The 25,236-nt window shown below is 40.1% G+C and carries 21 protein-coding genes; 15 read left to right on the top strand and 6 right to left on the bottom strand.

Going from position 1 to position 25,236, the window contains the following annotated elements; all coding sequences use genetic code 11:
• Nucleotides 1-25 precede the first annotated feature (25 nt).
• Nucleotides 26-2,254 (top strand): NHL repeat-containing protein, encoded by a 2,229-nt coding sequence (locus tag B9T23_RS01545; RefSeq protein WP_086192698.1) that lies wholly within the window; start codon nt 26-28, stop codon nt 2,252-2,254.
• Nucleotides 2,255-2,311: 57 nt separating this feature from the next.
• Here the strand turns inward: B9T23_RS01545 and B9T23_RS01540 are convergent, their stop codons facing one another.
• Nucleotides 2,312-3,829 carry an acetyl-CoA C-acetyltransferase gene (locus tag B9T23_RS01540; protein ID WP_086192697.1) on the bottom strand — a complete coding sequence of 506 codons (1,518 nt, stop codon included), beginning with the start codon at nt 3,827-3,829 and terminating at the stop codon, nt 2,312-2,314.
• A 241-nt stretch (nt 3,830-4,070) separates the two neighbouring features.
• On the opposite strand from B9T23_RS01540, the gene B9T23_RS01535 reads away from it, so the two are divergent.
• The 5 genes from B9T23_RS01535 (at nt 4,071) to dnaX (ending at nt 10,621) form a co-directional block, all read left to right on the top strand.
• On the top strand, nt 4,071-5,462 hold the full coding sequence (locus tag B9T23_RS01535) for a 3-oxoacyl-ACP reductase (protein ID WP_086192696.1): 1,392 nt from the start codon (nt 4,071-4,073) through the stop codon (nt 5,460-5,462).
• Between the two features lie 162 nt (nt 5,463-5,624).
• Nucleotides 5,625-6,479 (top strand): MaoC family dehydratase, encoded by an 855-nt coding sequence (locus tag B9T23_RS01530; RefSeq protein ID WP_086192695.1) that lies wholly within the window; start codon nt 5,625-5,627, stop codon nt 6,477-6,479.
• Nucleotides 6,480-6,565: 86 nt separating this feature from the next.
• Nucleotides 6,566-7,816 (top strand): serine hydrolase domain-containing protein, encoded by a 1,251-nt coding sequence (locus tag B9T23_RS01525; protein WP_086192693.1) that lies wholly within the window; start codon nt 6,566-6,568, stop codon nt 7,814-7,816.
• A 105-nt stretch (nt 7,817-7,921) separates the two neighbouring features.
• A complete protein-coding gene (locus B9T23_RS01520; RefSeq protein WP_086192690.1) occupies nt 7,922-8,383 on the top strand; it encodes a copper resistance protein NlpE N-terminal domain-containing protein in 462 nt (153 codons plus the stop codon).
• A 135-nt stretch (nt 8,384-8,518) separates the two neighbouring features.
• Nucleotides 8,519-10,621, top strand: coding sequence for a DNA polymerase III subunit gamma/tau (gene dnaX, locus B9T23_RS01515; protein WP_086192688.1), 2,103 nt, complete (start codon nt 8,519-8,521; stop codon nt 10,619-10,621).
• A 2-nt stretch (nt 10,622-10,623) separates the two neighbouring features.
• Here the strand turns inward: dnaX and B9T23_RS01510 are convergent, their stop codons facing one another.
• Together B9T23_RS01510 and B9T23_RS01505 are read right to left on the bottom strand one after the other, a co-directional pair.
• Nucleotides 10,624-11,061: an acyl-CoA thioesterase gene (locus tag B9T23_RS01510; RefSeq protein WP_086192685.1), complete on the bottom strand. Its 438-nt coding sequence runs from the start codon at nt 11,059-11,061 to the stop codon at nt 10,624-10,626.
• Nucleotides 11,062-11,231: 170 nt separating this feature from the next.
• Entirely contained in the window at nt 11,232-12,392 is a 1,161-nt protein-coding gene (locus B9T23_RS01505) for an iron-containing alcohol dehydrogenase (RefSeq protein ID WP_086192682.1), read from the bottom strand.
• 116 nt (nt 12,393-12,508) lie between these two features.
• Between B9T23_RS01505 and B9T23_RS01500 the strand changes: the two genes are divergently transcribed.
• From B9T23_RS01500 to B9T23_RS01485, 4 genes are read left to right on the top strand one after another with little or no spacing between them, the layout of a single operon-like run.
• The gene (locus B9T23_RS01500; RefSeq protein WP_086192679.1) at nt 12,509-13,042 is read left to right on the top strand and encodes a low molecular weight protein-tyrosine-phosphatase; all 534 of its coding nucleotides are present in this window, start codon (nt 12,509-12,511) and stop codon (nt 13,040-13,042) included.
• A 4-nt stretch (nt 13,043-13,046) separates the two neighbouring features.
• The gene (murB, locus tag B9T23_RS01495; protein ID WP_086192676.1) at nt 13,047-14,081 is read left to right on the top strand and encodes a UDP-N-acetylmuramate dehydrogenase; all 1,035 of its coding nucleotides are present in this window, start codon (nt 13,047-13,049) and stop codon (nt 14,079-14,081) included.
• A 7-nt stretch (nt 14,082-14,088) separates the two neighbouring features.
• The gene (locus B9T23_RS01490; RefSeq protein WP_086192673.1) at nt 14,089-15,216 is read left to right on the top strand and encodes an ElyC/SanA/YdcF family protein; all 1,128 of its coding nucleotides are present in this window, start codon (nt 14,089-14,091) and stop codon (nt 15,214-15,216) included.
• Complete coding sequence (locus B9T23_RS01485; protein ID WP_067726148.1) at nt 15,216-16,259, top strand: alpha/beta hydrolase; 1,044 nt, start codon at nt 15,216-15,218, stop codon at nt 16,257-16,259. Before B9T23_RS01490 ends, B9T23_RS01485 begins: the two co-directional genes overlap by 1 nt.
• Before the next feature lie 86 nt (nt 16,260-16,345).
• Here B9T23_RS01485 and B9T23_RS01480 read toward each other — a convergent pair whose 3' ends face one another.
• Entirely contained in the window at nt 16,346-18,016 is a 1,671-nt protein-coding gene (locus tag B9T23_RS01480) for an FMN-binding glutamate synthase family protein (protein WP_086192849.1), read from the bottom strand.
• Nucleotides 18,017-18,543: 527 nt separating this feature from the next.
• A complete protein-coding gene (locus tag B9T23_RS01475) occupies nt 18,544-19,542 on the bottom strand; it encodes a helix-turn-helix transcriptional regulator (RefSeq protein ID WP_086192670.1) in 999 nt (332 codons plus the stop codon).
• A 244-nt stretch (nt 19,543-19,786) separates the two neighbouring features.
• On the opposite strand from B9T23_RS01475, the gene B9T23_RS01470 reads away from it, so the two are divergent.
• The 5 genes from B9T23_RS01470 (at nt 19,787) to B9T23_RS01450 (ending at nt 24,058) form a co-directional block, all read left to right on the top strand.
• On the top strand, nt 19,787-21,340 hold the full coding sequence (locus tag B9T23_RS01470; RefSeq protein WP_086192667.1) for a circularly permuted type 2 ATP-grasp protein: 1,554 nt from the start codon (nt 19,787-19,789) through the stop codon (nt 21,338-21,340).
• 24 nt (nt 21,341-21,364) lie between these two features.
• Complete coding sequence (locus B9T23_RS01465) at nt 21,365-21,967, top strand: alpha-E domain-containing protein (RefSeq protein WP_086192665.1); 603 nt, start codon at nt 21,365-21,367, stop codon at nt 21,965-21,967.
• Nucleotides 21,964-22,743, top strand: a complete 780-nt coding sequence (locus B9T23_RS01460; protein ID WP_086192662.1) for a transglutaminase family protein — start codon at nt 21,964-21,966, stop codon at nt 22,741-22,743. Before B9T23_RS01465 ends, B9T23_RS01460 begins: the two co-directional genes overlap by 4 nt.
• A 26-nt stretch (nt 22,744-22,769) precedes the next feature.
• A complete protein-coding gene (locus B9T23_RS01455; protein ID WP_067726157.1) occupies nt 22,770-23,510 on the top strand; it encodes a proteasome-type protease in 741 nt (246 codons plus the stop codon).
• A 125-nt stretch (nt 23,511-23,635) separates the two neighbouring features.
• Nucleotides 23,636-24,058 (top strand): BLUF domain-containing protein, encoded by a 423-nt coding sequence (locus B9T23_RS01450; protein WP_067726159.1) that lies wholly within the window; start codon nt 23,636-23,638, stop codon nt 24,056-24,058.
• Nucleotides 24,059-24,113: 55 nt separating this feature from the next.
• Here the strand turns inward: B9T23_RS01450 and alr are convergent, their stop codons facing one another.
• Complete coding sequence (gene alr, locus B9T23_RS01445; protein WP_086192660.1) at nt 24,114-25,181, bottom strand: alanine racemase; 1,068 nt, start codon at nt 25,179-25,181, stop codon at nt 24,114-24,116.
• Nucleotides 25,182-25,236: the final 55 nt, after the last annotated feature.

Below are 25,236 nucleotides of genomic sequence, written 5' to 3'. Positions count from 1 at the left end.
ATTTTTTAAATTTAGGGGATGAGTTGTGCAGCTTAAATTAGCCATTTTGTCGCTGTCTGTAGCATTTTTAATGACAGCTTGTGGTGGTGGAGGGGATTCAGATCAACAATTATCAGATACAGGGGTTATTCATCCTGAAGAATCTGTACAACTACCAATAGATCAACCAGTAGTAGCAGAAGAAAATATATTAAGTACGGTTCGTATTGCCGATGTTGCGTCTGAACTTACCGCAGCCACTTTTTCATTAAGCTCTTGGAGTCCACGGGCTTTAGTTCAGCATAACGATATTTTATACATTAGTGATTATCATCCAACACCACAAATTTTGCGTTATGACCTCAAAAATAAACGCGCTTTATCTTCGATTACTTTGAGTGCAACCAATGCGTTAGGACGAAAGGTTGTATGGACAGACTTAACAGATATCTATATTGAGCAAAATCGACTTTATGTGGCAACAGGTACTGGCCAGCGTGTCGATGTGTTTAATTTAAATGGTGCAGTGGCTGAATTGGTCATGTCTTTAGGGACAGGTTCATCGAATGGTGACCAATCCTCTTATGCCATCACTTACCCAATGGGCGTTACTGCGAATAAAGATTATGTTTTTGTTGCAGATCAACAAAACCGTATCAACGTGTGGAAACAAGAGGATGTAAAGGGTGTAAATGACCTTAGTGCCAAAAAAATCAGCCGTTTGAGTTTGCCGACTTGTATGAAAGGTTGTGTGGCACGTTTAGAAGTCATTGGTAATCAGTTATATGCTTCAACCAATGTAGCTAATAGCTATGTTTATGATATTGATAAAATTGTAGCGGCATCTGATTCAATAACTCTGATTGAACCGAATAAGACTCAAAATAGTATTGCTACCGTGATTGTGAATTCAGCACAAGAAGGACTGGTGTATGCTGCCCAACCTTCGGGTCGTATTCAAAGCTTTAAGCAACAAGATATTCAAGCTGCAACAACTGTGCTACCAAGTAATGTTGTTGATTCAGCGGCACAATTCCGCTTAAAAGGACAAAGTCAATTACAAGCGCTCGCTTTATCTAACGATCTGATTGTATATGGTGATGAGCTGTATACACTTGGGACGAACAGTATCACAGTGTTGCCGCTACGTCGTGTGAAACAAAAACTATATAGTGAAACGGCAACGCCAAATCGTCTGTTAGAAACACAAGCAATGACTCAGACACGCGTTTTACAAGATGGTGAAAGTTGGTCGACGTTGACCAATGTGGCTGAACGTCATGTCTTTATGGACAAGATTCTGTCTGCACAATTGGATCGAAATAAATTACGTTTACAAAGTTACAGTGCTGTACCTGTCAGAAATTTACAAATTCAAGCGAAACTACGTCAAAGCAATATTTGGGTGAACCTTGTCGAGTTAGATAGTTTGAAGCCATTTTCTAAGACTGAATTGCCACTCCAAATGAATGCCAATACCCGATTTAATCGAGTTGATGGTCAAGGTTCGGTCCAGCTTGAAGGGTTAAACCAATTTGTAGAAATGCCAGCTGATTTATTTGACGATATTCGTATTCATTCAGAAACGGATACACATGTACAAAAGCTTAATTCGATTAAGGCAAAATGGAAAATTTACTTTGGAACGTATGATGAACCCGGTAAATGGTGCCGTATAACACCAGTATATGCACGTGAATGGGTCATCATGATGACCAATTTAGCGTATATGCTGAGTACGTCTGAATTCGAAACTTTATGGTTTAACCACAAAGCTGTGATGGGTCATGATTTCTTTGGTAATGCAGGGAAAGTGGATGGTCCGAATGGCTTCTATAAAGCTGAAGATTATGCCCGTGTATATCAAGATATTCTCAATCGTGATGAAGTGAACTTGGGTGTGACTAATATGGGTGGTGGACTCGGTGGATGGAAAGTACTCGGAGTTGATACATGGCTCTTCTATGGTCATTATCGTCTATCTGGCTTCCGTATTATTGCACATGAGTTTGGTCATCGTTGGGGTGGGCATAACAGTGCTTGGGCAATGGCAGGCTATGGTTTTGAGCCAATGGTTGATTGGCTAAACTTCTATTTCCAACGTCGTCCTGGTTCATTACCGTATATGGATCCGAATGTGAATGCTTTCCATTTGACCCCTGATACTGAGCTGTGCCAAGGTGTGAACCAGAATATGGTCAAAGGTGTAGCAACCAGTGCACCATGGAATAAAGTCGATGAATACTTTAAAAATAATCCGATTAATAAAAATTAAATTTGAAGCATAAAAAAAGCACCTCAATTGAGGTGCTTTTTTTATCCGTTCACTCGATTATTTTTCAATAATCGCTGTCACACCTTGACCGCCAGCAGCACAGATCGAAACAAGCACACGACCTGAACCTTTCTGATTTAGCAGTTTTGCTGCAGTGGCGATAATACGTCCGCCCGTTGCTGCAAATGGGTGACCAGCTGCTAAAGATGAACCTTTAACATTCAGTTTAGAACGGTCAATTGAACCGAGTGGTGCATCCAGCCCTAAACGTTCTTTACAGAATTTTGGATCTTCCCAAGCTTTCAAAGTAGAAAGCACTTGAGATGCAAATGCTTCATGGATTTCATAGTAGTCGAAGTCTTGAAGTTTAAGACCTGCGCGTTCAAGCATACGTGGAACTGCATAAGCCGGAGCCATCAATAAGCCTTCTTTTTTCTCAACGAAATCTACTGCAGCAGTTTCTTGGAATGTTAGGTAAGCAAGAACTTCGTGACCATTTTCTTTAGCCCATTCTTCAGAAGCTAATAGTACACATGACGCACCGTCAGTCAGCGGAGTAGAGTTACCCGCAGTCATCGTGCGTGCATCGCCTTTACCAAATGCAGGCTTTAATTTTGCCAGTTTTTCTGCAGTTGAATCAGGACGTAAGTTATTGTCGCGCTCTAAACCTAAGAATGGTGTGATGAGGTCATCGAAGAAACCTTCTTCGTAAGCAGCCGCCATTTTTTGGTGTGAAGATGCAGCAAGTTCGTCTTGCGCTTCACGAGAAATACCCCATTCAAGTGCAGTGATCGCTTGATGGTCACCCATAGAAAGACCTGTACGTGGCTCACCATTTTTAGGTGCATCCATTAAATCTTTCAGGTTGATTTTAGTTAAAGCTTTTAAACGGTCTTTAGCTGTTTTTGCAATGTTCAATTCAAGTAAAGCTTTACGTAAGCCGTCACCGAATGCGATTGGCGCATCCGAAGTGGTATCTACACCACCAGCAACACCGACTTCAATTTGACCCAAGGCAATTTTATTGGCAACCAAGAATGCAGCTTGTAAACCCGTACCACAGGCTTGCTGAATATCGTAAGCAGGTGTTTCTGGAGCAAGTTCAGTGTTTAACACACATTCACGAGTCATGTTAAAGTCACGGCTGTGTTTTAAAACGGCACCTGCAACCACTTCGCCTAGGCGTTGGCCTTGTAGGTTGAAACGTTCAACCAGACCATTCAATACTGCTGTAAACATGTCTGAGTTAGAAGCAGTGAAATAAGCGCCGTTTGAACGAGCGAAAGGAATACGGTTACCACCGATAATAGCAACGCGGCGAACAGTGTTTTGACTCATGGATTTATCCTGTTGAACAGCGGTTTGAATTGTAGATTCAGATTTTTTTGTAGTGGAAGCAGTACTTTTACTACGCGGCGACGTTGAACGAGGTCGAGTCGTCTTGGTCGTATTGCTTGCTGACTTTGTGGCAGTGCCAGAACTTTTAGTTGTACGTGCGGTACTTTTTGATGTAATTGACACAGTTTCCGTAGCAGAATTTTCAACTGTTGGATTTTCTTGAGTTGTGTTGCTCATAAGGCTTTTCCAAGCATTTTACAGTATTCTTGGGGTGTACATTAACACAATCTAAAAACAGCTGAATTGACTACAATGACATTACACAAAGCATTCAGGTCAAGACATCCATTGTTTAACTCAAGTATGATTCTATGGAAACTGATGGATGTATTGAAATATAAGACTCTAGACATCATATTGAAGTTAAAAGGATATCTTTAAATCCATCAAAAATTAATTTGTATGAGAGATAATAAACATGACTGACCAATACCAAACATTCGCAAAATCTCCTATTGGTAAATTTGTCATCAAAAATTTAGGTTTGCCATCACCGATTTTTTTAGATCGTTTTGAGTCGGCAACTCCGGTGGTTAAGGGGGCAGTTCTATTTGGTGCCGCGCCATCTTCAACTTTATCGGGTTCAATTGCACAAATTCTTGCAAACATTCATGCCAATAGCTATGCAGGTAACAATACTGAATTACAACAGGCCGCTGCAAAAACAGGTTTAAACCTGAGCGCATTTAATGAAGGTGACAAAGAATCTAAGTTTAAAGCAGTGATTTTTGATGCATCTGGTATTCAAAATTCTGAACAACTCAAAGAGCTTTATAACTTCTTTAATCCGATTGCGCGTCAAATCCAGACTTCTGGTCGTGTTGTGGTTGTCGGTATTACACCTGAAACTGCAAAAACAGTAAAACAAGCCATTGCACAACGTGCACTTGAAGGTTTTGTGAAATCTGTCGGTAAAGAATTCAAAAAGGGCATCGCTGCACAACTTGTCTATGTAGATGAAGGTGCTGAAGCAAACTTGGAATCTACAGTTCGTTTTGCATTATCTCCACGTTCTGCGTATGTGTCTGGTCAAGTCATCCGCGTTTCTAAAGCAGATGTTGTAGATGTAGACTGGACCAAACCTCTTGCTGGCAAGACTGCTGTTGTAACGGGTGCGAGTCGTGGTATTGGTGAGGCAATTGCTCACGTTCTTTCACGTGATGGCGCGCATGTCATTTGTTTAGACGTTCCACAACAACAAGCGGATCTAGACCGTGTTGCTGCTGCAATTGGTGGTTCAACTTTAGCGATTGACATCACTGCTGCGGATGCCGGTGAAAAAATTAAGGCTGCTGCAGCTGCTCAAGGCGGTCTGGATATTATTGTGCATAACGCAGGGATTACCCGTGACAAAACTTTGGCCAATATGAAGCCTGAGCTTTGGGATTTGGTCATCAACATTAACTTGTCTGCAATTGAACGTGTTAATGATTACCTGCTTGAAAATGATGGCTTCAATGCGAATGGTCGTATTGTGTGTGTATCTTCAATTTCAGGTATTGCGGGTAACTTGGGTCAAACCAACTATGCCGCTTCTAAAGCAGGTGTAATTGGTGTGGTGAAATTCACAGCACCGTTATTGAAAAATGGTGTAACCATTAATGCCGTTGCACCTGGTTTTATTGAAACTCAAATGACAGCTGCAATTCCATTTGCCATTCGTGAAGCAGGCCGCCGTATGAACTCGATGAGCCAAGGTGGTTTACCTGTCGATGTTGCTGAAACCATTGCATTATTTGCATCTTCTGCTTCTACAGGTTTAAATGGCAACGTAGTTCGTGTGTGTGGTCAAAGCTTGTTGGGTGCTTAACCTCAAAAGCCTTGAATTTTCCCTCTCCTTTAAGGAGAGGGCTAGGGAGAGGTAAGATTATTTGTATTATAAATGGGATGGAATTCACCCCTCATCCCAACCTTCTCCCTGAGGGAGAAGGAGCTTTCAAAATATTGAAATAAAAACTTCCAAAGGTTCAGTATGAATACTCGCCATTTTAGTCAACTTCCAAAACCTTATTTAGCCTATCCGAAAGTGATTCAAGGCTTGATTTTTAAAAAGCCGAAGGGTGAAAAAGTACTACCGCAAGTTGAATATGTGGTGGATTCATTCAAGGTCGATCAAAAACATCTTAAAGCTTATAATGAAGTCTGTGGCTTTAAAAATAACGGTTATATTCCTGCGATTTATTTAGCGGTGCTGTCTCAAAGCTTGCAAATGCACATGATGACGCAAGAAGCGTTTCCATTTGCGATTTTAGGTCTGGTACATATTCGTAACCAGATTAAGCAAACCCGTAAAGTTGGGGTAAATGAACAGCTGATGTTGTCTTGCAAGTTCGGGGAATTACAAGCACATGACAAAGGCGTCCAGTTTGACTTTATTACCACTGCAAAGGTGGGTAATGAAGTGGTGATGGAAGGTACAACGACTTATCTTGCACGCCAAAAAACCAATGGTAAAGTTGCAGCTAAAGTGGCTGAATCAAAAGCACCTGCCTATGAAATGCAAGCAGAGTGGAATGTATCGGAAAATACCGGTCGCCGTTATGCTTTGACTTCGGGGGACTTTAACTTGATTCACATTCATGCCATTACTGCAAAAGCTTTTGGTTTTAAACAAGCCATTGCCCATGGCATGTGGAGCAAAGCCAAAGCATTGGCAAGCTTAACGCTTCCAGACAGCTATGAAGCGGATGTATGGTTTAAGTTGCCGATGTATTTACCTTCAAAAGTTGAGTTTTTAACCGCAAATAAAGGTAAGGATATCGAATTCCTGATTCGAAATACAAAAAACCAAAAACCGCATGTCTCGGGTAGTATTAAAGCACTATAAGAGCAAAGCCTAACTCACTGCTGATTTAGGCTTTTTTGTTTTAAGCTCTGGGTAAATAACGACTGGTTTAGGGAAAGCACAGTTTAATGAACAAAATAAAAGAATATATCTTCGCCAATACAGAAAATTATCAGGGACAGGTAGATAAGCGCTTTAAAGACCTCGCCAAACAATTTAGCCGTATGCAGGATGCGCGTGCTGAACAAGGTGGGGCGGCTTTAGTCGTTTATTTCCAGGGGCAGAAAGTCGTTGATATTTACACAGGTAAAAAATCAGAAACTGAAAACTGGCAATCCAATACTCTGTCAGTGTGCTATTCCACGGGTAAAGGTGTACTTGCGACACTGGCTCATATTTTAGTGAGCGAAGGTTTCTTAGATTACGATACACCCGTTGCACTGTATTGGCCTGAATTTGCACAGAATGGTAAAAAGCAAATTACTTTAAGGCATATATTGAGCCATCAAAGTGGCTTATATGACATTCGTAATCATATTGCTGATGCATCGGAGATGGCTGACTGGAATCATATGCTCGATGTCATTGCCAAGGCCAAACCACGCTTTGAAATAGGTATAGATGCAGCTTATCAACCCTTAACTTTTGGCTGGCAAGTGGGTGGTGTGCTTGAAAAGGCGACAGGAAAATCTTTGTCAGATTTAATGCAACAGTATCTTGTTCAGCCACTGCAATTAGATGGTGCGTACTTTGGCGTTGCTGAATCTGAATTAGCTCGAGTTGCAAGACCATTGGCAAAATTAAAAACAGATCCAAAGCCTTCATTACAAGCAAAACCGAAAAAAAAGAAAGCTTCAGTATTCGATAAGGTTGCTGAATGGTCAGGACAAAACCCGCAAGATTTCCAAGATGCCATGATTCCCAAAGGGATGAAAAAATTTAGTTTTTTTAGTGATGAAGGTTTAAAAGCGGTGATTCCGGCTGCAAATGGAGTTTTCACCGCGAATAGTCTGGCAAAAATTTATGCCATGCTTGCGGATGGTGGTGAGTGGAACGGTCAGCAATTGATTCGCCCAGATATCTTTAAAAATTTAAGTACAGTTCAATATACCAAGCGCGACCGTATTATGCCGCTACCGATGCATTGGCGTTTGGGCTATCACCGGGTTTTAACTTTAGGGAAAAAATCACAAGGTTTTGGCCATATGGGTTTTAATGGTTCTGGCGCATGGTGTGACCCTGAGCGTAATTTAAGTTTCGCCTATACCCATAATTTTGCTACAGCTTCGATCACGGGTGATTATCGTCTGTGGGGTTTAACCCAAGAAACCTTACGTTGTGCAGATGCAGCATTAAAAGGGCGTAAGGGCTGGTTTTAGACGGCATATCATTTAGAAATGTAAACGCGCATATTCTGCAGGCATAAATTCGTTAAAAAGTGTGATATTTTCCCCACACCAAAATCTCTACATTGGGTTGTCCTGATGAAAAAGCCGATTCTTATTCCCTTAATTGCTTCTTCTGTTTTGTTGGGTTGTCAGGACTCTACACAAGTGAGTAACGAAAATAATAAGCAAACCGACACTGTTGAAGAGCAGAAAGTGACAGTGGCGAAATGGGTCGGGAAATATCAAGGTACCACGCCGTGTATGAGCTGTATTTCACGTTGCGAAGAATGTCCGGGCATGGCTGTAGATTTAGTGCTCAATCAGGACAAGAGCTATACTTTAAAACGTGAAAGTTTAAGTGGAAATGATAAGCGGGAAATCTATACAGGACATTTCCGGTTTAGTAATCCTGATCAGAGAAAGCTTGAATTGATGCAGGTCAAGACACGGAATTTAATCTATGTGGATTTAGATCAGCAACTGCTTGAAATTCTGGAAGATCAAACGGGGAAGATTTATAACGCGGAAGATGATTTTATTTTAGAAAAGAAGGTTTAATCCATTTTCTTTAAGTTATGGCAAAATCGAAAAAATAGTTCTACTTATCTCGCATTTGATTGAACGCTTTTGCAGATTGTTCATTCACTCTTACTCAAAAAAACAGTATGCTTAGACCTGTAAAAAGGAGCATACATGTATCAAGTACTTGCGCGTAAATATCGTCCACGTAATTTTATTGAATTGGTTGGGCAAAACCATGTGTCACGAGCACTCACCAGTGCCTTAGAACGTGGTCGTTTACACCATGCGTATTTATTTACTGGCACACGTGGGGTCGGTAAAACTACGATTGCCCGTATTTTGGCAAAGTGCTTGAACTGTGAAACGGGTGTAACCTCTACACCGTGTGAAGTGTGTGCAACCTGTAAAGCCGTCAATGAAGGTCGCTTTATCGATTTAATTGAAATTGATGCTGCATCACGGACCAAAGTTGAAGATACACGTGAACTGCTCGATAACGTTCCGTATGCGCCAACGCAGGGTCGTTTTAAGGTTTACTTAATCGATGAAGTGCATATGCTTTCTACGCATTCATTCAATGCGTTACTGAAAACATTAGAAGAACCGCCTGAACACGTCAAATTCCTTTTTGCGACCACCGATCCACAAAAGCTTCCAATTACCGTCATTTCTCGTTGTTTGCAATTTACATTGCGTCCACTTGCTGTGGATGAAATTACTGAACATCTGACGCATATTTTACAGAAAGAAGAGATTCAGGCAGAACAAGATGCAATCTGGCAAATTGCTGAATCTGCACAAGGTTCACTCCGTGATGCACTGTCTTTAACCGATCAAGCGATTGCTTATGGTCAGGGCGCAATCCAGCATCAAGATGTCAAAGAAATGCTCGGCTTGATTGACCGAACCATTATTTATGATCTGGTTTTAGCCATTCATCAAAATCAAAAGCAACGTGTTAGCGAATTGTTGATGCAATTTAGACAACAGGCTTTAGATGTTTCACTGGTTTTAGATCAGTTGATTTCCACTTTGCATGAATTGGCTTTACTGCAATATTTACCAGATTTAAGCCTGAAATATAGTGCTGAAATTAATAAAAAAATCATGCAATTGTCGCAACTGATTTCAGCACAAGATTTACAATTGTATTATCAGGTGGCATGCAAGGGTCGTGCAGATTTACAACTTGCCGTGACACAAGAACAAGGTTTTGAAATGTGCGTGTTACGCTTACTCGCGTTCCGTCCATTACAACCGAATGAAGTTTTGGTATCAGCACCACAACAGGTTCAGCAACAAGCGGCACAGGTCGCTGTTCAAGCACTTGTACAAAATGCACAACCATACGTTGAAGAATATCAAGAACCAGCAGCACCAGTTGTTGAAATTCAATCCGTAGTAAGTGCGCAGATTCATGAACCATCTTCGGATGATTTCTTGGATGAACCGATGCTTGATGTTACAGAGCCAAATTCAACAGCAAACTCAGATCAAATTGTATTTGATCCTGCATCAGAAGATGCATTGTTTGATTTAGATGAATTGAATGATGATGTTAATCTTGTAGCAGATAACGCAGATCAAGTAGAAGCAAGCAGTGATGATTTCTTATTTGATGAAATTGCCCCGTTAAATGATGTGGTAGAAGCTGAAACTGCAAAGCCTCAAGATAACATTGCTGTAGCTGTTCAAGAGGAAGATTTATTCTTAAGCCAAGAACAGATGCCAATTGAGTCGGTATCTGAAGTTGCAGCAGCCAAGATCGTCAATGAGCCGATTCTGGAATTCGAACAACCGAGTCTTGAAGAAAAGCGAGTTGCGGTTGAAACTGTATCAGCTCAAAATTCAAGCTTAATGCCACAAGATATCTTAAGACTAACGCCTCAACAGCTTGAAGGTGATTGGACCGTAGATAAGTGGGAATACTGGTTTAGAAATAGCACTTTAACGCCTGCTGTGCAGGAATTGGCACAACAAGGTGTGATGACCGGGCAGATTGATGGGGAATCGTTATTTCATATTCCACCACAATATGAACAGTTGTTAAATCAGTTACAACACACCTTAGAGCAAGCATTAAAAAATGAATGGCCGAATACGCATTTTCAGGTCAAATATGCTGAAGTTGAAGCAATCACGCCATATAGCATGCAAAATCAACGTAAAGAAAAAGCCTATGCACGTGCTTCAGAGCTACTTCATGCAGAAACAGCAGTGAAGGATATTCTGCAAAACTTTGATGGTGAAATACAGAATATCCAGCTCAAATAAGTTTATCCATTCACACAGTATTCAGATAAAGCATCCCGCATTTCGCTTGGAATCGGGGTGCTTTTTCGTGTCTGGCGATCCACAAAGACATGCACGAAATGACCTTGTGCAGAGGCGACATCATGGAACGGTTTAAAGATCGCTAAATCGTATTGCATGGATGAATTACCAAGTTTGGAAATCACCACACCGACCTCGATAATTTCAGGATAAGAAAGTTCCTGAAAAAAACTGCAGGCTGAATCGACGACCAATCCAATCACTGGGGAATATCGAATATCAAAGCCTGCCTTTTCAATCAATAAAGCATTGGCTGCGGTATCAAAATAACTGTAATAGGTGACATTGTTGATGTGACCATAGATATCATTATCTGACCATCGCGTTTGAATGGGTAAGAAGTATGAAAAATCAGCGCGCTGTTTTGGTATTTGCTTCATTGTAATTTTATTTTCTAGAGGTCATTTATATTCAGTTGTACTGTTAAAAATAAATGAATGCAAGCGTGTAAAAGCAAGGTCATTTACAGGAAAGTAAATCACCTTGCGATATTGTTTTTTATTGCAATAAAAAATCGCTTAAAAATGATATGAAGATAAACAAAAACAAATTATGCATAAATAGCTTGATAAATTTGTCGGGCATCCTGCAACTGGAGTTCACGCGGATTATTTTGTAAAATTCTGGTTTGCAACATGGCATCATTGGCTAATTGCTCAAGCTTATTTTCCGGAACATTTAAATCTTTCAATTTTAAAATCAAACCGCTTTTATCGAGATGATTTTGCATATGATCAATAAATAAATCGCATAAACCGTCTGTACTGCCAGTACTTTTTGGATCCAACCAGCACATCAATTCAGCATAGAGTTGCTTTGCCTTGGGCGCATTAAATTTTAAAACTTCAGTCAAGACCAAGGCGTTGCTATGACCATGTGAAATATGGAAATGCCCACCTAAGGGATAAGCCAGTGCATGCACCGCAGCAACGGGAGCATTGGCAAAAGCTTGACCGGCAAGCATTGAGCCGACCAGCATATTTTGACGTGCTTCTAAATTCTGTCCATCCGCCAAGACCAGGCTTAAGTTTTTATTGAGTAATCGTAATGCCTGTTTGGCCAACATGTCTGCGTAAGGATTCTTTTTTATTTTTGAGGTATAGGCTTCAATCGCATGCACCATCGCATCTATGCCGGTAGCAGCCGTGATATGTGCAGGCAAGTTTTGGGTAAATGTAGCATCTAAAATGGCTACATCTGCAAATAAAACCGGAGAGACAATGCCGGTTTTTGTGGTTTCACCGGTGGTGACGATAGAGATAGGAGTGACTTCAGAACCGGTACCTGCCGTAGTGGGAACTAAAAATAACGGCAGTCGTGGATTTTTAACATTATTTACGCCGTATAAATCTTGCAAAGTCTGATGTTGCTCAGGATGTGCCAAAATGGCGATCACTTTCGCGACATCCAAAGAACTTCCGCCACCAAAACCTAAGACGATATCGATTTTTTCATTTTTTGCGAATTGAACCGCTTCTAGAACAATATGTTCGGGGGGGTCTGCTTGAACGCTAGAATAAATGACATAATCAAGTTGAATAGTTTCAAGTATTTCAATAATCGGTAAGTGTAATTGTTGCTTAATCATTCCAGCATCTGTGACCAGCAACAGCTTTTTATAAGGTTGTTGTTGCAACAATTGCTTTAACTCATAGATCGAGCCGAGCCCTGAAATAATATTCGAGACGGTCAGGAATTGAAAATGGCTCATCTATTGCATCCTTTTTGATATCAAATTCAAGATTATTGTTTTAGCGTTCTATAGGATTCATCCCATAAATAACTTAACATAAGACACCTGAAAATAAAGCAGTTATCGAGGTTGTTATGTCATCCAAAACGCCATATAAGGTGTTATGTGTGTGTTTAGGAAATATTTGTCGCTCTCCCACGGCAGAAGTTGTGCTTAGACATTTTTGTGATGAACATCAACTCAATGTTGTGATTGATTCAGCGGGAACCAGTAATTATCATCCCGGAAAAGCGCCCGATGAACGTAGCCAGAAACATGCTTTAAAGCGTGGTTATGATTTATCAGCCTTGCGTGCGCGCCAGTTAAAGTCTCAAGATTTTATTGAATTTGATCTGATTTTGGCGATGGATCATGAAAATTTATCTAATATTCAAGCTCTTTTAGATCAAGCACATATAGAATATGGAACAGGTCAGATTCGGGCAAAAATTGCATTGATGAGTGAATACGATCAAACTTATCTCAAACAAGCTTTACCAGACCCATATTATGGCGGTGTAGAGGGTTTTGAGCGTGTACTCGATCAGTGTGAATCGAGTAGTTTGGCGTGGGTCAATATTTTCAAAACAATAGTTCAAACAACAGATCGATGTGAAATAAAGGTTTAAGCACATGAATATTCAAACACAAATTCAACTTAAGCCTTTTAATACCTTAAGTCTTGATGTGACTGCATCGCATTATATTAAAGTTCAATCTCAACAAGAATTGGTGGATGCCTTAAATTATGCCAAGCAGCAACAGTTAAATGTTCTGATTTTGTCTGGTGGTAGCAATATGTTATTGCCTGAACATATTCATGCGCTTGTGCTGCATATGGATATTCAGGGTATTGAATATCTTGCTGAAGATGAACACAGCAAGACTGTTCGTGTGGGTGCAGGGCAAATCTGGCATTACTTCGTTTTGTGGACTACAGCACAACATTTGTATGGTCTACAAAATCTTGCCTTAATTCCCGGTTTGGTCGGTGCATCTCCAGTACAAAATATCGGGGCTTATGGTGTTGAAGCAGGCGAGTTTATTGAATCTGTTCAAGTTTATGATCGCCAATTAGAAAAATTCAGTACTATTCTGGCTGCAGACTGTGATTTTTCATATAGACATAGTATTTTTAAAGATGATCCCAATCGTTTTGTGATTACTCATGTGACTTTTAAATTGCTTAAGCACGCGAATCTAATGTTGAATTATGGCGATCTAAAGCAAGCAGTAGGTGATGAGCAAACAGCTAAAAACCTGCAAAAGCAAGTGATTCAAATTCGTCAAAGCAAGTTGCCCGATCCAAAAGAATATCCCAATGTGGGAAGTTTCTTTAAAAATCCGGTGATTTCAGAACAGCTTTATGACCATTTAGCACTATCATTTCCGAATTTGCCCCATTACCCTCAAGCGAAAGGTGGCGTTAAAATTGCAGCAGGTTGGTTGATTGATCAATCGGGTTGGAAAGGTAAGCAGCTAGGTATGGTGGGTATGTTCCATAAACAAGCCCTGGTTTTGGTGAATTATGACCAGGCAACTTTGGCTGACGTGAAGGCCACTTATCATGCTGTACAACACGATGTGCAGCAAAAATTTAATATTTTATTAGAACCTGAACCGGTACTGTTTGATGAAGCCGGTTTAATTCGTTCACATTTGGAATAAGAAAATTATGGCGAAATCGCATTGGATGGTCCGATTGGTACAAATAGCATCAGTGTTATTTGTTCTTTTCGGCTGTTTCATGGTTTTGATTTATTCGCCATTTTATTCAGGCTGGGTGGTGAAAGCCCTGAATAGTTTTGTTCCTGTTGAAGTCAATGAAGTGGCTGCGAAAAGTCAACAAATGGCTGCATTGAGCGAACATGAAAATCTGGAGCCGGGTTCCAAATTGTGGATTGCTCGACAAGCCTATTTAAAGTTGATGGAAGAAGCGATCCAAAACCATAATTCGCAGAATTTGACGGTGATTCAGGCACGTTATAAAGCCTTGCAACAAATGATCGAAGATGCACAACAGGAGGAAAATGATGATCAGGAAAAACCACGTATTCCCTTGCTTGCAAAACCGGTAGATGAAGAGATAGAACAGGAAGATCCCGCTCAAACAGTCAAAGATTTGTTGGACTTGAACAGTACTGAAAATAAAGCGTTAATGGAAAAATATGTAGAATTTCTTCGCACACATGAAATTGAACAGGAACTGGTCGCTCAAGAACCTGTCGATGAAACCATTTATCAAGATATTGCATTAATTCACGAACAGAATGAACAACCTCAGCTACAAAGTTCAAAACCTTATGCCATTGTGGTATTAGGTGGTGGACTCACTTTGGATAAAAACGGCAAAGATATTGTGGTGAATGACTACACACGGCTGCGTTTAGAAAAAACTTTAGTCATCGAAAAAGAATATAAACTCCCAATCGTACTGAGTGGTGTAGAAGCACCGTATATGCAGCGCTGGTTGAAAGAACATGATGTGGATGCGAAATTGCTGGAAGATCGAAGCATGAATACCTGCGAAAACTCGCGTTTTAGCTCGTTGTTATTGCAAAAAAAAGGTGGAGCACCAAGGGTGATTTTAATTACCGATCGTTATCATATGCCGCGTACGCGTCGTTTATTTGCATTAAACGGTATTGAAACTGTGCCTGTTGAAGCGCCTATGCCGACACATCTGACACGCTGGCGTCCAAGTGAACGAAATTATGATCATAGCCGCCGTGCCAATTATGAAATGTTAGCCACGATTCGTGATGTCTGGTTTGGTTCCAGTGATTGCCGAGAGGTGCCTTGATGCCAGATATCCCATTTTTAAATCCCAGTATTTTAAAACAGCTGGACTTACCGGTTCCGAGTCGAGAAACCACGCCTCAATTGCTTGAAGCCTTAAACCTGAATAAGCCTTATCAACCTTCAGTGGAGATTCAGGCTTATCGTAAATTATATGGTATGCATTTACTGGATTGTGAGCATTGGCAGGGCTATGTACAAATGCCTTTGTTTAAGTTGCATGTACAGGTATTCCAACCGAATTTAGCCAATATTGCTTTTAATAAAATACGCGGAACGGTGTTTTTATTGCATGGCTATTTGGAACATAGCGGTATTTATCAGCCGATTATTCGCGAATTACTAGAACAGGGTTTTAGTGTTATCACTTATGATTTACCCGGTCATGGTCTAAGTGATGGTTCACCTGCGAACATTAAGAACTTTGATCATTATCAGCAGGTTTTGCACGCCGTTTATCACTACGTTAAAAATGCCAGTCAACTGCCCAAACCATGGTTGGGTATTGGACAAAGTACAGGTGGTGCCATTTTGCTGCATCATTTGTTGGAGTTTGCGGAACGCCGTGAAAACCCATATGTGGAACGTGTTTTATTACTCTCTCCACTGATTCGACCGGCGAAATCGGCCTGGTGGCATAATTCTGTGGGTTTGGGCATTATTCGCCGCATCAAACGTCAAGTACCACGTCATTTTAGACGCAATAATCATAACCCAGAATTTCTACGCTTTGTGCGTTTAAAAGATCCTTTACAGCCTCGTATGATGGGCATGGACTGGATTCTAGCCATGTCCAAATGGATGCAAGAGATGGAAGCACGTCCTGCATGTCGTATTCCTGTGTGGTTGGCGCAAGGTGCGCAAGATCAGACCGTGGACTGGCGTTATAACATTGAGTTTATTCGTCGTAAGTTTCGGCTCCAGACTTTGTTGATGCTGGAAGAAGGTTCGCATCAGTTAATTAATGAACGCGCTGATATCCGTGCAGCATTGACAGGTCTAATTCCGGCATTTTTACATGCCCAAAGTTCAGATGGTTATTATTGATTTTCTATTTAATCAACGTAGAAAAGAGGTCAATATGACCTCTTTATTTTTAAAAATCTGAGCTTATTCTTTAGATCATGCAAAGTCTAAAATTTCTCTGCGTGGGCTAAATGCCACATCTGAGAATAAAAGTTTTCGCTATATTTCGCTTCGCTGCTGAGTAATTCGCCTTCTTTTAACCAGAAGTGCAATTGCTTATAGTTTTTAATTTCTCGGTCGTTAATGCGTTGTGCTAAATGATGGGCTTTAATATCAGCCGGGTGTTTCAAGCCGGCGGCTGCAATCATTTCGGATAAGGCACGCAGGGTATTCTTTTGAAAATTCAATACACGAACTGCCTTGGTTGGAACATGCAGGGCCATTTGACGCTCTTGATCTTGGGTGGCTACTCCGACCGGGCATTGGTTGGTATGACAGCTTTGCGCCTGAATACAACCGACAGCGAACATAAAACCACGTGCCGAATTTACCCAGTCAGCTCCAATGGCCATGATGCTGGCAATATCAAATGCACTAATAATTTTACCACTGGCACCTACTTTAATTTGATTGCGTAAGCCTGCACCAACCAACGTATTATGCACAAACAGTAAGCCTTCTCGTAAAGGCGTACCCACGTGGTCAATTAGTTCAATCGGGGCGGCACCACTACCACCTTCAGAACCATCGACCACAATAAAGTCAGGCACAATTTTGGTTTCCAGTATGGCTTTAACAATACTCATAAATTGCCACGGCTGACCAATACAAAGCTTGAATCCAACCGGTTTACCGCCAGATAGTTCCCGCAGTCGCTGAATGAAATGCATCATTTCAATCGGGGTGCTAAATGTCGAATGTTGCGAAGGGGATACACAGTCATGATCACGACTGACGCCACGAATCTGGGCAATTTCTGCTGAGATCTTACTTTTAGGTAAAATACCACCATGCCCGGGTTTTGCCCCTTGCGATAATTTAATTTCAATCATTTTGATTTGTGCTAACTGGGCTTGTCGGGTAAATTTTTCCGGATCAAACTGGCCATCCAAAGTACGACAGCCAAAGTAGCCACTGCCCAGTTCCCAGACAATATCGCCACCGTTTTCCAGATGATAAGGACTAATGCTGCCTTCACCGGTGTCATGGTAGAAATTCCCCATTTTCGCCCCTAAGTTTAAGGCGCGAATGGCATTGGCACTGAGACTGCCAAAACTCAGGGCAGAGATATTCATAATGGAAGCACTATAGGGCTGCTGACATTGGTGATTGCCGATTTGAATACGAAAACTTTCAGGGTCGGCAGGCTTGCATGGGGTAATGGAATGAGTGATAAAACGATAGTCTTGCTGATAAACGTCAATAATGGAACCAAAAGGTTTATCGGCATTTTCATTCTTTGCCCGCCGGTAGACCAGGCTGCGTTGCATGCGTGAAAATGGCAGGGCATCTTCATCAGCTTCAATAAAATATTGACGAATTTCAGGACGGAAATCTTCGAAAATAAAGCGGAAATGACCAATGATGGGATAATTTTTTAGAATTGAATGTTGGCTTTGCAAGATATCATATACGCCAACAAGTGTAAGGATTCCTGAAATCAGCCATAAAGAATTCAGAAATGGATCTGAAAGAAAATAATGAATAGATTGGGGTTCATAGATAATACGAAACCAGCTAATCGTTAATGTAATAAAAATACAGCTAAACCAGACTGAGTATCGTGAGAAAAAAGTATTTAAAAGTCTATGTCTGACGGCTTGGGCTGGAACTGGCATTTTCATGTTTTCCATCGAATTCTGCATAACATGAATCTGCCTATTTTATATACACTGCACAAGTTCTGATTTGTAAAATCCATATGTATAAGTAATGGATTGGTGACCTTAAAGATAAGCATGTGCTGTACAAGTTTCACTTAAATTAAAGTCAGGATTAAAAATGTACAGTATATGAACAAGGGGAAATAGAGATTCAGAATAAATGCTTAATAAAAATTCAGCTTAAAGCTTCTGATCTTATGATTTCTCATTCGTTGGATTGTGGGTTACATTGGTTTTACGTTAGTAACAGAGGTAATGCATATGACGATGAAATCAATTCGATATAACAGTGGAGATCTGGCGTGCTAAAGCGCAATGTTTATTTCTCCATTGATAAAATCAGCCGCCATCAAGCTTTGTATCAGGGTGAAAAAATAAAGCTTGATGTTCTTGAAGCCCACAGTACGACAATAAAAAATAGATCCAAATAGAAATATTCTCCAGTCCCAATCATTGGGACTTTTTTTATTTTAGTATTTTATTTAATCAATAATTTGCCGTACAGCATTCGAAACTTCAATCGGATCGATATGCTGAATTTTATGACCAAAACTTCTTAACCACCATGTCAGTTGTGAGGTAAAAGGCACGGTTGCTGTGACTTGAGCTAAACCATTGTCCAGTTTTTGGATGGTCTGGTCTTTACTGAGTTGGCTTTCATCAAAATAATGGGCATCTTCTTCAGACATAATCAGTTTTAATGCCACATTTTCGGTCGGCTTGTTATAGTCAACTCTAAAGCCTAATGCCCCAGAATCGATATAAGCATCGATATCAAAGTTAACTGGATGCATGGCGCGCGAATTTAGCACAATTGCTGATCTAAAACGGTGCAGAGCAAAGGTCTGAATATCGGTTTTATCATGACGGGTACAGATTAAATAAATAATTGCACCTTTTTGTACCAAAGCTAAGGGGTTCAAAATATAGGTTTTTTCTTCACTTAAATGACTGCGCCCCTGATAGACACATTCCAGTTGTTTATCTTGCAGTAAGCCTTCATAAATGGCTTGTTGCGCCAGTTTATCTACTACAGGCGGAATCAGAGGTTGAGTGGCAGGAACAATACGAACCCGGTTAATCCATTGTCGTACATTGTTTTGGGTCGATAGGCTACGACGTGCCAAATCAAACCACGGGTTCATTTCTTCAATCAAGCTAGGCGGCAGTAAGTGTTTTAAATGTTCTTCGACCATCATAAAGGTCACCGCTTGAGAACTGGTCATATGCGGCAGGCTTTGAATAGGTGCATCCGAGCGCCAACGCCAGCCTTGAGGCACGGTTTTACTGCTTTCTATGGGAAAGCGTAGCGAGATCTGATTTAAGTCACGTTGAATGGTGCGTAAGCTGATATCAATACCTTCACGTTGCAAAATTTCTTGTAACTCTCGGGTACCCATCCACTTCCCAGTAGAAAGACGAGATAAAATTTGCCATTGTCGGTACAGGCTGTTCGAGGTTTCTTTTTCTTGTGAGGACATAACTTAAATTAAAAAACGAGTAGCTTGTTTATATCTCCATTGAATGCTGAACACAATAAAAAACCTGAATATTTTTCGCAAGTCTTTCAATTGAGCTCATCTATATTTCGAAACATGTTTGATCGAAACGGCCATTGAATAACACATACCTTGATGAATAAATAGACAAAAGCGATAAAAGGATTTTTATTGGCATATTTGTTGCTTAATTGCATTCAAAATAAATAACAATTAAGAGGGTTGTATGCTTAAAGAAAAGGATCGAACAGATTTAACGTCTACGGCTGAAGGGTTTTCTCATCCGGCGGGAACTAATGTTAATCCATCAACAGGAGGATATAAGAATCATTCGAAAATAAGCGGTTTATTTCAGCAGCTCAAATCACATTTTTTTAATGAAATGGTGGATGATCAAAGCATGTCAGGGGAGACCTGTAGCAAAATAGAACATTGGTTATCACAGCACACTATTGATGAATTAAAGTTGTTAAACCAGGCAGCGAAAGATCACTTTTTGTATGAGGGTATTACTTTTACTGTCTACGGGGAATCGGAAGGGATTGAACGAACCATTCCTTATGATTTAATTCCGCGGGTGATTGAGAAAAAGCAATGGAATAAAGTCGCACTCGGTTGTTCGCAACGGGTACGTGCGCTGAATTTGTTTTTGCATGATATTTACCATCAACAAGATATTTTAAAAGCCAATATTGTGCCTGAACTGCAAGTGCTGACGCATGAAGCTTATCAACCGCATATGTATGCACACGATTTAAAGGGTAAAATTTACAGTCAGATTAGCGGGATTGATATTATTCGCGACCGACATGGCGAATTTTATGTACTGGAAGATAATTTAAGAACACCATCCGGTGTGTCTTATATGCTGGAAAGCCGCAAAATCAGTCAAAAATTAATGCCCGATTTATGCCAGCAAAACAATATTCTGGGTATTGAGCAATACCCGCAATTACTTAAAGAAGTTTTGGCTGAAAATGCCTATGTCGATAAGCCTTTTATTGTTGTGTTAACGCCTGGACGTTATAACAGCGCCTATTATGAGCATTCTTTCCTGGCAAGGGAAATGGATGTGCCTTTAGTGACATCACGTGATCTTTTTGTAGAAAACGATAAGGTTTATGTCAAAACCATCTGTGGAAGACAGCAGGTTGATGTAATTTATCGTCGAGTGGACGATGCATATCTCGATCCATTATGTTTTATGCCCGATAGTACTTTAGGGGTGGCTGGATTAATGTCAGCCTATTTACGTCACAATGTTGTGATTGCAAATGCACCCGGTACAGGTGTGGCGGATGATAAATCGATCTATCCATATGTCGATAAAATGATTCATTTTTACTTGGGTGAGCAAGCCATCTTAAAAAATGTGCCGACTTACCAATGCCGCGAAGCTCAAGACTTGGATTATGTCTTATCCAACTTGGAGCAATTGGTGGTGAAAGAAGCCCAAGGTTCGGGTGGTTATGGCATGTTGATTGGTCCACAAGCCTCGAAAAGTCAAATTGAATCATTTAGAGACAAAATTATTGCTACACCGAATCTGTATATTGCACAGCCGACTTTAGATTTATCGGTGTGTCCAACCCTGACCGATTTTGGAGTTGCTGAGCGTCATATCGATTTACGTCCCTTTGTACTGAGTGCACCTTATCGGACGGAAATCGTTCCCGGTGGTTTAACACGAGTGGCAATGCAGGCAGGATCTTTAGTAGTGAATTCTTCACAAGGTGGTGGAGTTAAAGACACATGGGTTGTCGATAATCTTCATTCTTAAACATCTAACCATGGGAAAGAAATCATGATTTTATTAAATAGTAATGCTCAACATATTTTTTGGCTAGGTCGATACTTAACGCGTATTCAATATTTGTGTAGTCAATTTCCATTTCATAACAACCAAGACGCATTGGAATATGCGCATGCATTTTGCTTGCCGGCTTTTGATGCAAGCTCGTTAAACACATTATTGCTTGATGCAGAACAACCTTCATCTTTTAATCAGCAATTTCAACATGCCAAAGATAATGTACAAGATTTACGTGGGGTATTTTCCGCAAAAGCTTATGCGGAACTCAATCAGCTGATTAAAAATGCCACTGAAAATGTCGCTTATATTTGTGATGTTGCGGGAGAATGTCAGGAGATATTGGAAGCCGAATCTGAATTTATCTTTCTATTTTTTACTTTGGGACAAAATATAGAACAGCTAGATCGACAGCTTCGTCTAAAACAAGATCGAACCATGACTCTGGAAAATATTGATAAAACAGTAGATTTATTGAACCAGATGGGTTGGGACCGACTGGATAGTGCATGGCAGCAACTTAAGTTAAACCCAGACAGCATGAATTTTTATCAGTTCAGTGATCATATTCAAAACCTATTTGAGGTGGATGTATGAAGCTGATGATTAATCACCAAACTCATTACCAATATACTGATCAAGCACGTAACAGCATTCAATATATTAAGATGACGCCAACCTCGAATGTGCATCAGCAAGTGCATTCTTGGAATGTGAGTGTGCCTGGTGAGAAACAAATCAAATCTGATGCTTTTAATAATATCTGGATCACCAGTTCGCAGCGCCAACCTTATCAACAGATGACCATTATGGCGCAAGGCATTGTGGAAATGAATCCGAATAGCCAATTTGGAATTGATATTGCCGTCAATCCCAAATTATTTCTACAACCTACGCCAAGCACAATGTGTAATGCAGAAATGAAAAGTTTTGCAGAATGTTATGTTCCTCAGCTGAATCGAGCCAACTTAATGGTTTTGTCTGAGGCAATACTCAATTATATTCCTTATGTGCCTGACCGGACATCTGTACAAACCTCTGCTATTGATGCCTTCCAATGTCGAGAGGGTGTATGTCAAGATCATAGCCATGTGTTTATTGCGATGTGTAAGCATTTAGGTCTACCTGCACGTTATGTATCAGGTTATTTATTTGTACCGAATACAGCTCACCTTGCAAGTCATGCTTGGGCAGAAGTATTTTTTGAAAATTCGTGGTATTGTTTTGATACCAGCAATCAGTTGTTTATGCCTAATTCGCATATATATGTGGCAATCGGTCGAGATTATTGGGATGTTGCACCAGTAAGAGGCATAAGAGAGCGTGGTGGTATTGAGTCTATGAATTCTATTGTTCAAGTACTCGCTTGCTGAAAATTTAAAAGTCATAAGGAGTTCTCATGACTTATTGTTGCGCGCTACGTTTAAAAGATGGTTTGGTCTTTGTTAGTGATACGCGCACTAATGCGGGTGTGGATCATATTTCGGTATTTCGTAAACTCTATACCTTTGGTGTGGAGGGTGAACGATTTATCACGATACAAACATCTGGAAATTTAGCCACAACACAAGCAGTCATTGGTCATTTGAACAATCACTTGGAACTTGGCCAAGAACCCAACTTGTATAGTGTCAATACCATGTTCGAAATGGCAGAGTTGGTGGGGCAGACATTAAGAAAAGTCATTGCTGATGTTACCCAAGATACTCACAATCACGAACAAAATAATTATTATTGTAGTCTTTTACTGGGTGGGCAAATTAAAGGTTCAGAAATGGAACTTTATAATATTTATCCGCAAGGTAATTTTATTTGTGCAACGGAAGATACGCCTTATTTTCAAATTGGGGAAAGCAAATACGGCAAACCGATACTCGATCGGGCATTAATTTATGAAATGCCTTTAGATGAGGCGGTACGTTGTTGTTTGATCTCGTTTGATTCTACTTTGCGTTCCAATGTTTCAGTTGGAATGCCATTAGATACGATCGTTTATGAAAAAAATTCGTTACATATTCCGAATGGCAAGCGGATCTATGAAGAAGATCCTTATTTTAGACAATTGAGTAAACAATGGTCAGATACTTTACGCCGTGGCTTACAAAAATTGCCTATTCCAACAGATGATTATCTAGATTAATCGCCTGTTATTCACAGCTAAAAATACATCTGCTATATTTTATCCAATGGATAAATTCCATTGGATATTTTTATCTTTTATTAATATTTATTTTTTATTTAAAAACAATAAGAAGGCATTGGGTCATGATATTTCAGCTGTGTTATGCCAGTAAAAAAACCTCAAATGATGAAACCATTTTAAAAGATCTTCGGGATATTTTAACTGAGGCGAGAGATTTTAATACAAAGCATCAAATTCATGGAGTTTTGTATTATGCCGATGGTTATTTTTTTCAATGTCTGGAAGGCGAGGAAAAACATATCCTGACGCTTTTAAATAAACTGAGAGAAGATCCTAGACATCACGAAATCGTTTTGCTTAAAACATGTGCCTTGAAGGAAACTAACTTTTATAATTGGTCAATGAAATACGTGGGGCGAAATAGTAAGATACAAAACTATTTTAAATCTTTGGGCTATAACAGTTTTGCCCCAAATCAGTTAAATGAAGAAAGCCTAGATGCTTTCTTGAACTTTTTATATGATGTGCAGCCTAGTGTGGCTTAATGATTGAGTTAAAAAAAACCCAAATTAAACTTGGGTTTTTTTAAAATTTAAATATCTACTTTCTTCTTGGGCGAGCACTTAGGCGGCACAAGAGTTCATAACCAATTGTACCATTGGCTTCTGCAACATCATCGACTAAGCGGTTTTTGCCCCAAAGTTCAACTTCTGTACCAATTTTTGCATCTAAGCCTGTGACATCAATGGCAATCATGTCCATAGCAACACGACCAATTACCCGTGTTTGTTGACCATTAATTGCAACATAGTTTTGTTTGGGGAAAGCACGTGGGTAACCATCACCATAACCAATCGAAACAATGGCTAAATCCATTTCTTTTTCAGCGCTAAAAGTTGAGCCATAACCCACAGATTCACCGGCTTGAATATGGTTTAAAGCAATAATTTCAGCAGTAAAAGTCATCACTGGTTTAAGGTCTAAATCGTGCACTGATTTATCCGCAAATGGTGATGCACCATAAAGCATGATTCCTGGACGAACAAAATCAAAATTCAATTCAGGCCATTTATAAATGGCTGCCGAATTACAGCAAGAACCCATGATCGGTGCACAAGCTTCTTTAACTTGAAGGAATTGATTTTTTTGTTGTTCATTTAAAGGGTGATTTTCTGCATCAGCATTAGCAAAGTGCATAGCTAAAACACAAGTAAAACCTTCGGCTTTAAGTGAATTAATGACCTCAATAATTTCTGGTACTTTAAAACCCAGGCGGTTCATACCGCTATTGAGTTTGACCCAAACTTTTAAATTTTTGCCAATATAAGCATTTTTATATGTTCGCAACCAATCGAGTTGTTGTTGGTGGTGCACGACGCATTCAATGTTATTTTCAACCACAACCTGCATTTCATCTTCAGAAAAAATACCTTCGATGAGGGTAATCGGTTGTTGATAGCCGAGCTCACGAATTTCAAGTGCTTCTTCAAGGCAGGCGACACCAAAGGCATCCGTTCCACTTAAGGCTGTTAAACAGTCTTTGACTCCATGTCCGTAAGCGTTGGCTTTAACCATACTTACAATTTGAGCAGTTGGTGCAAGTTGTTTAACACGGTTTAAATTATATTGCAGAGCTTCTCTGTCAATATAAACTGTTGCTTGGCGCACCCTAGTTACTCCTTGGGGTTACATGAAACATTACAGCAATTTGAATAAAATCACT

This window comes from Acinetobacter terrae (assembly GCF_002135195.1).
Lineage (GTDB): Bacteria > Pseudomonadota > Gammaproteobacteria > Pseudomonadales > Moraxellaceae > Acinetobacter > Acinetobacter terrae.
Note: the sequence above shows the minus strand (reverse complement) of the source record. Positions and strands in the feature narration are given on the sequence as shown.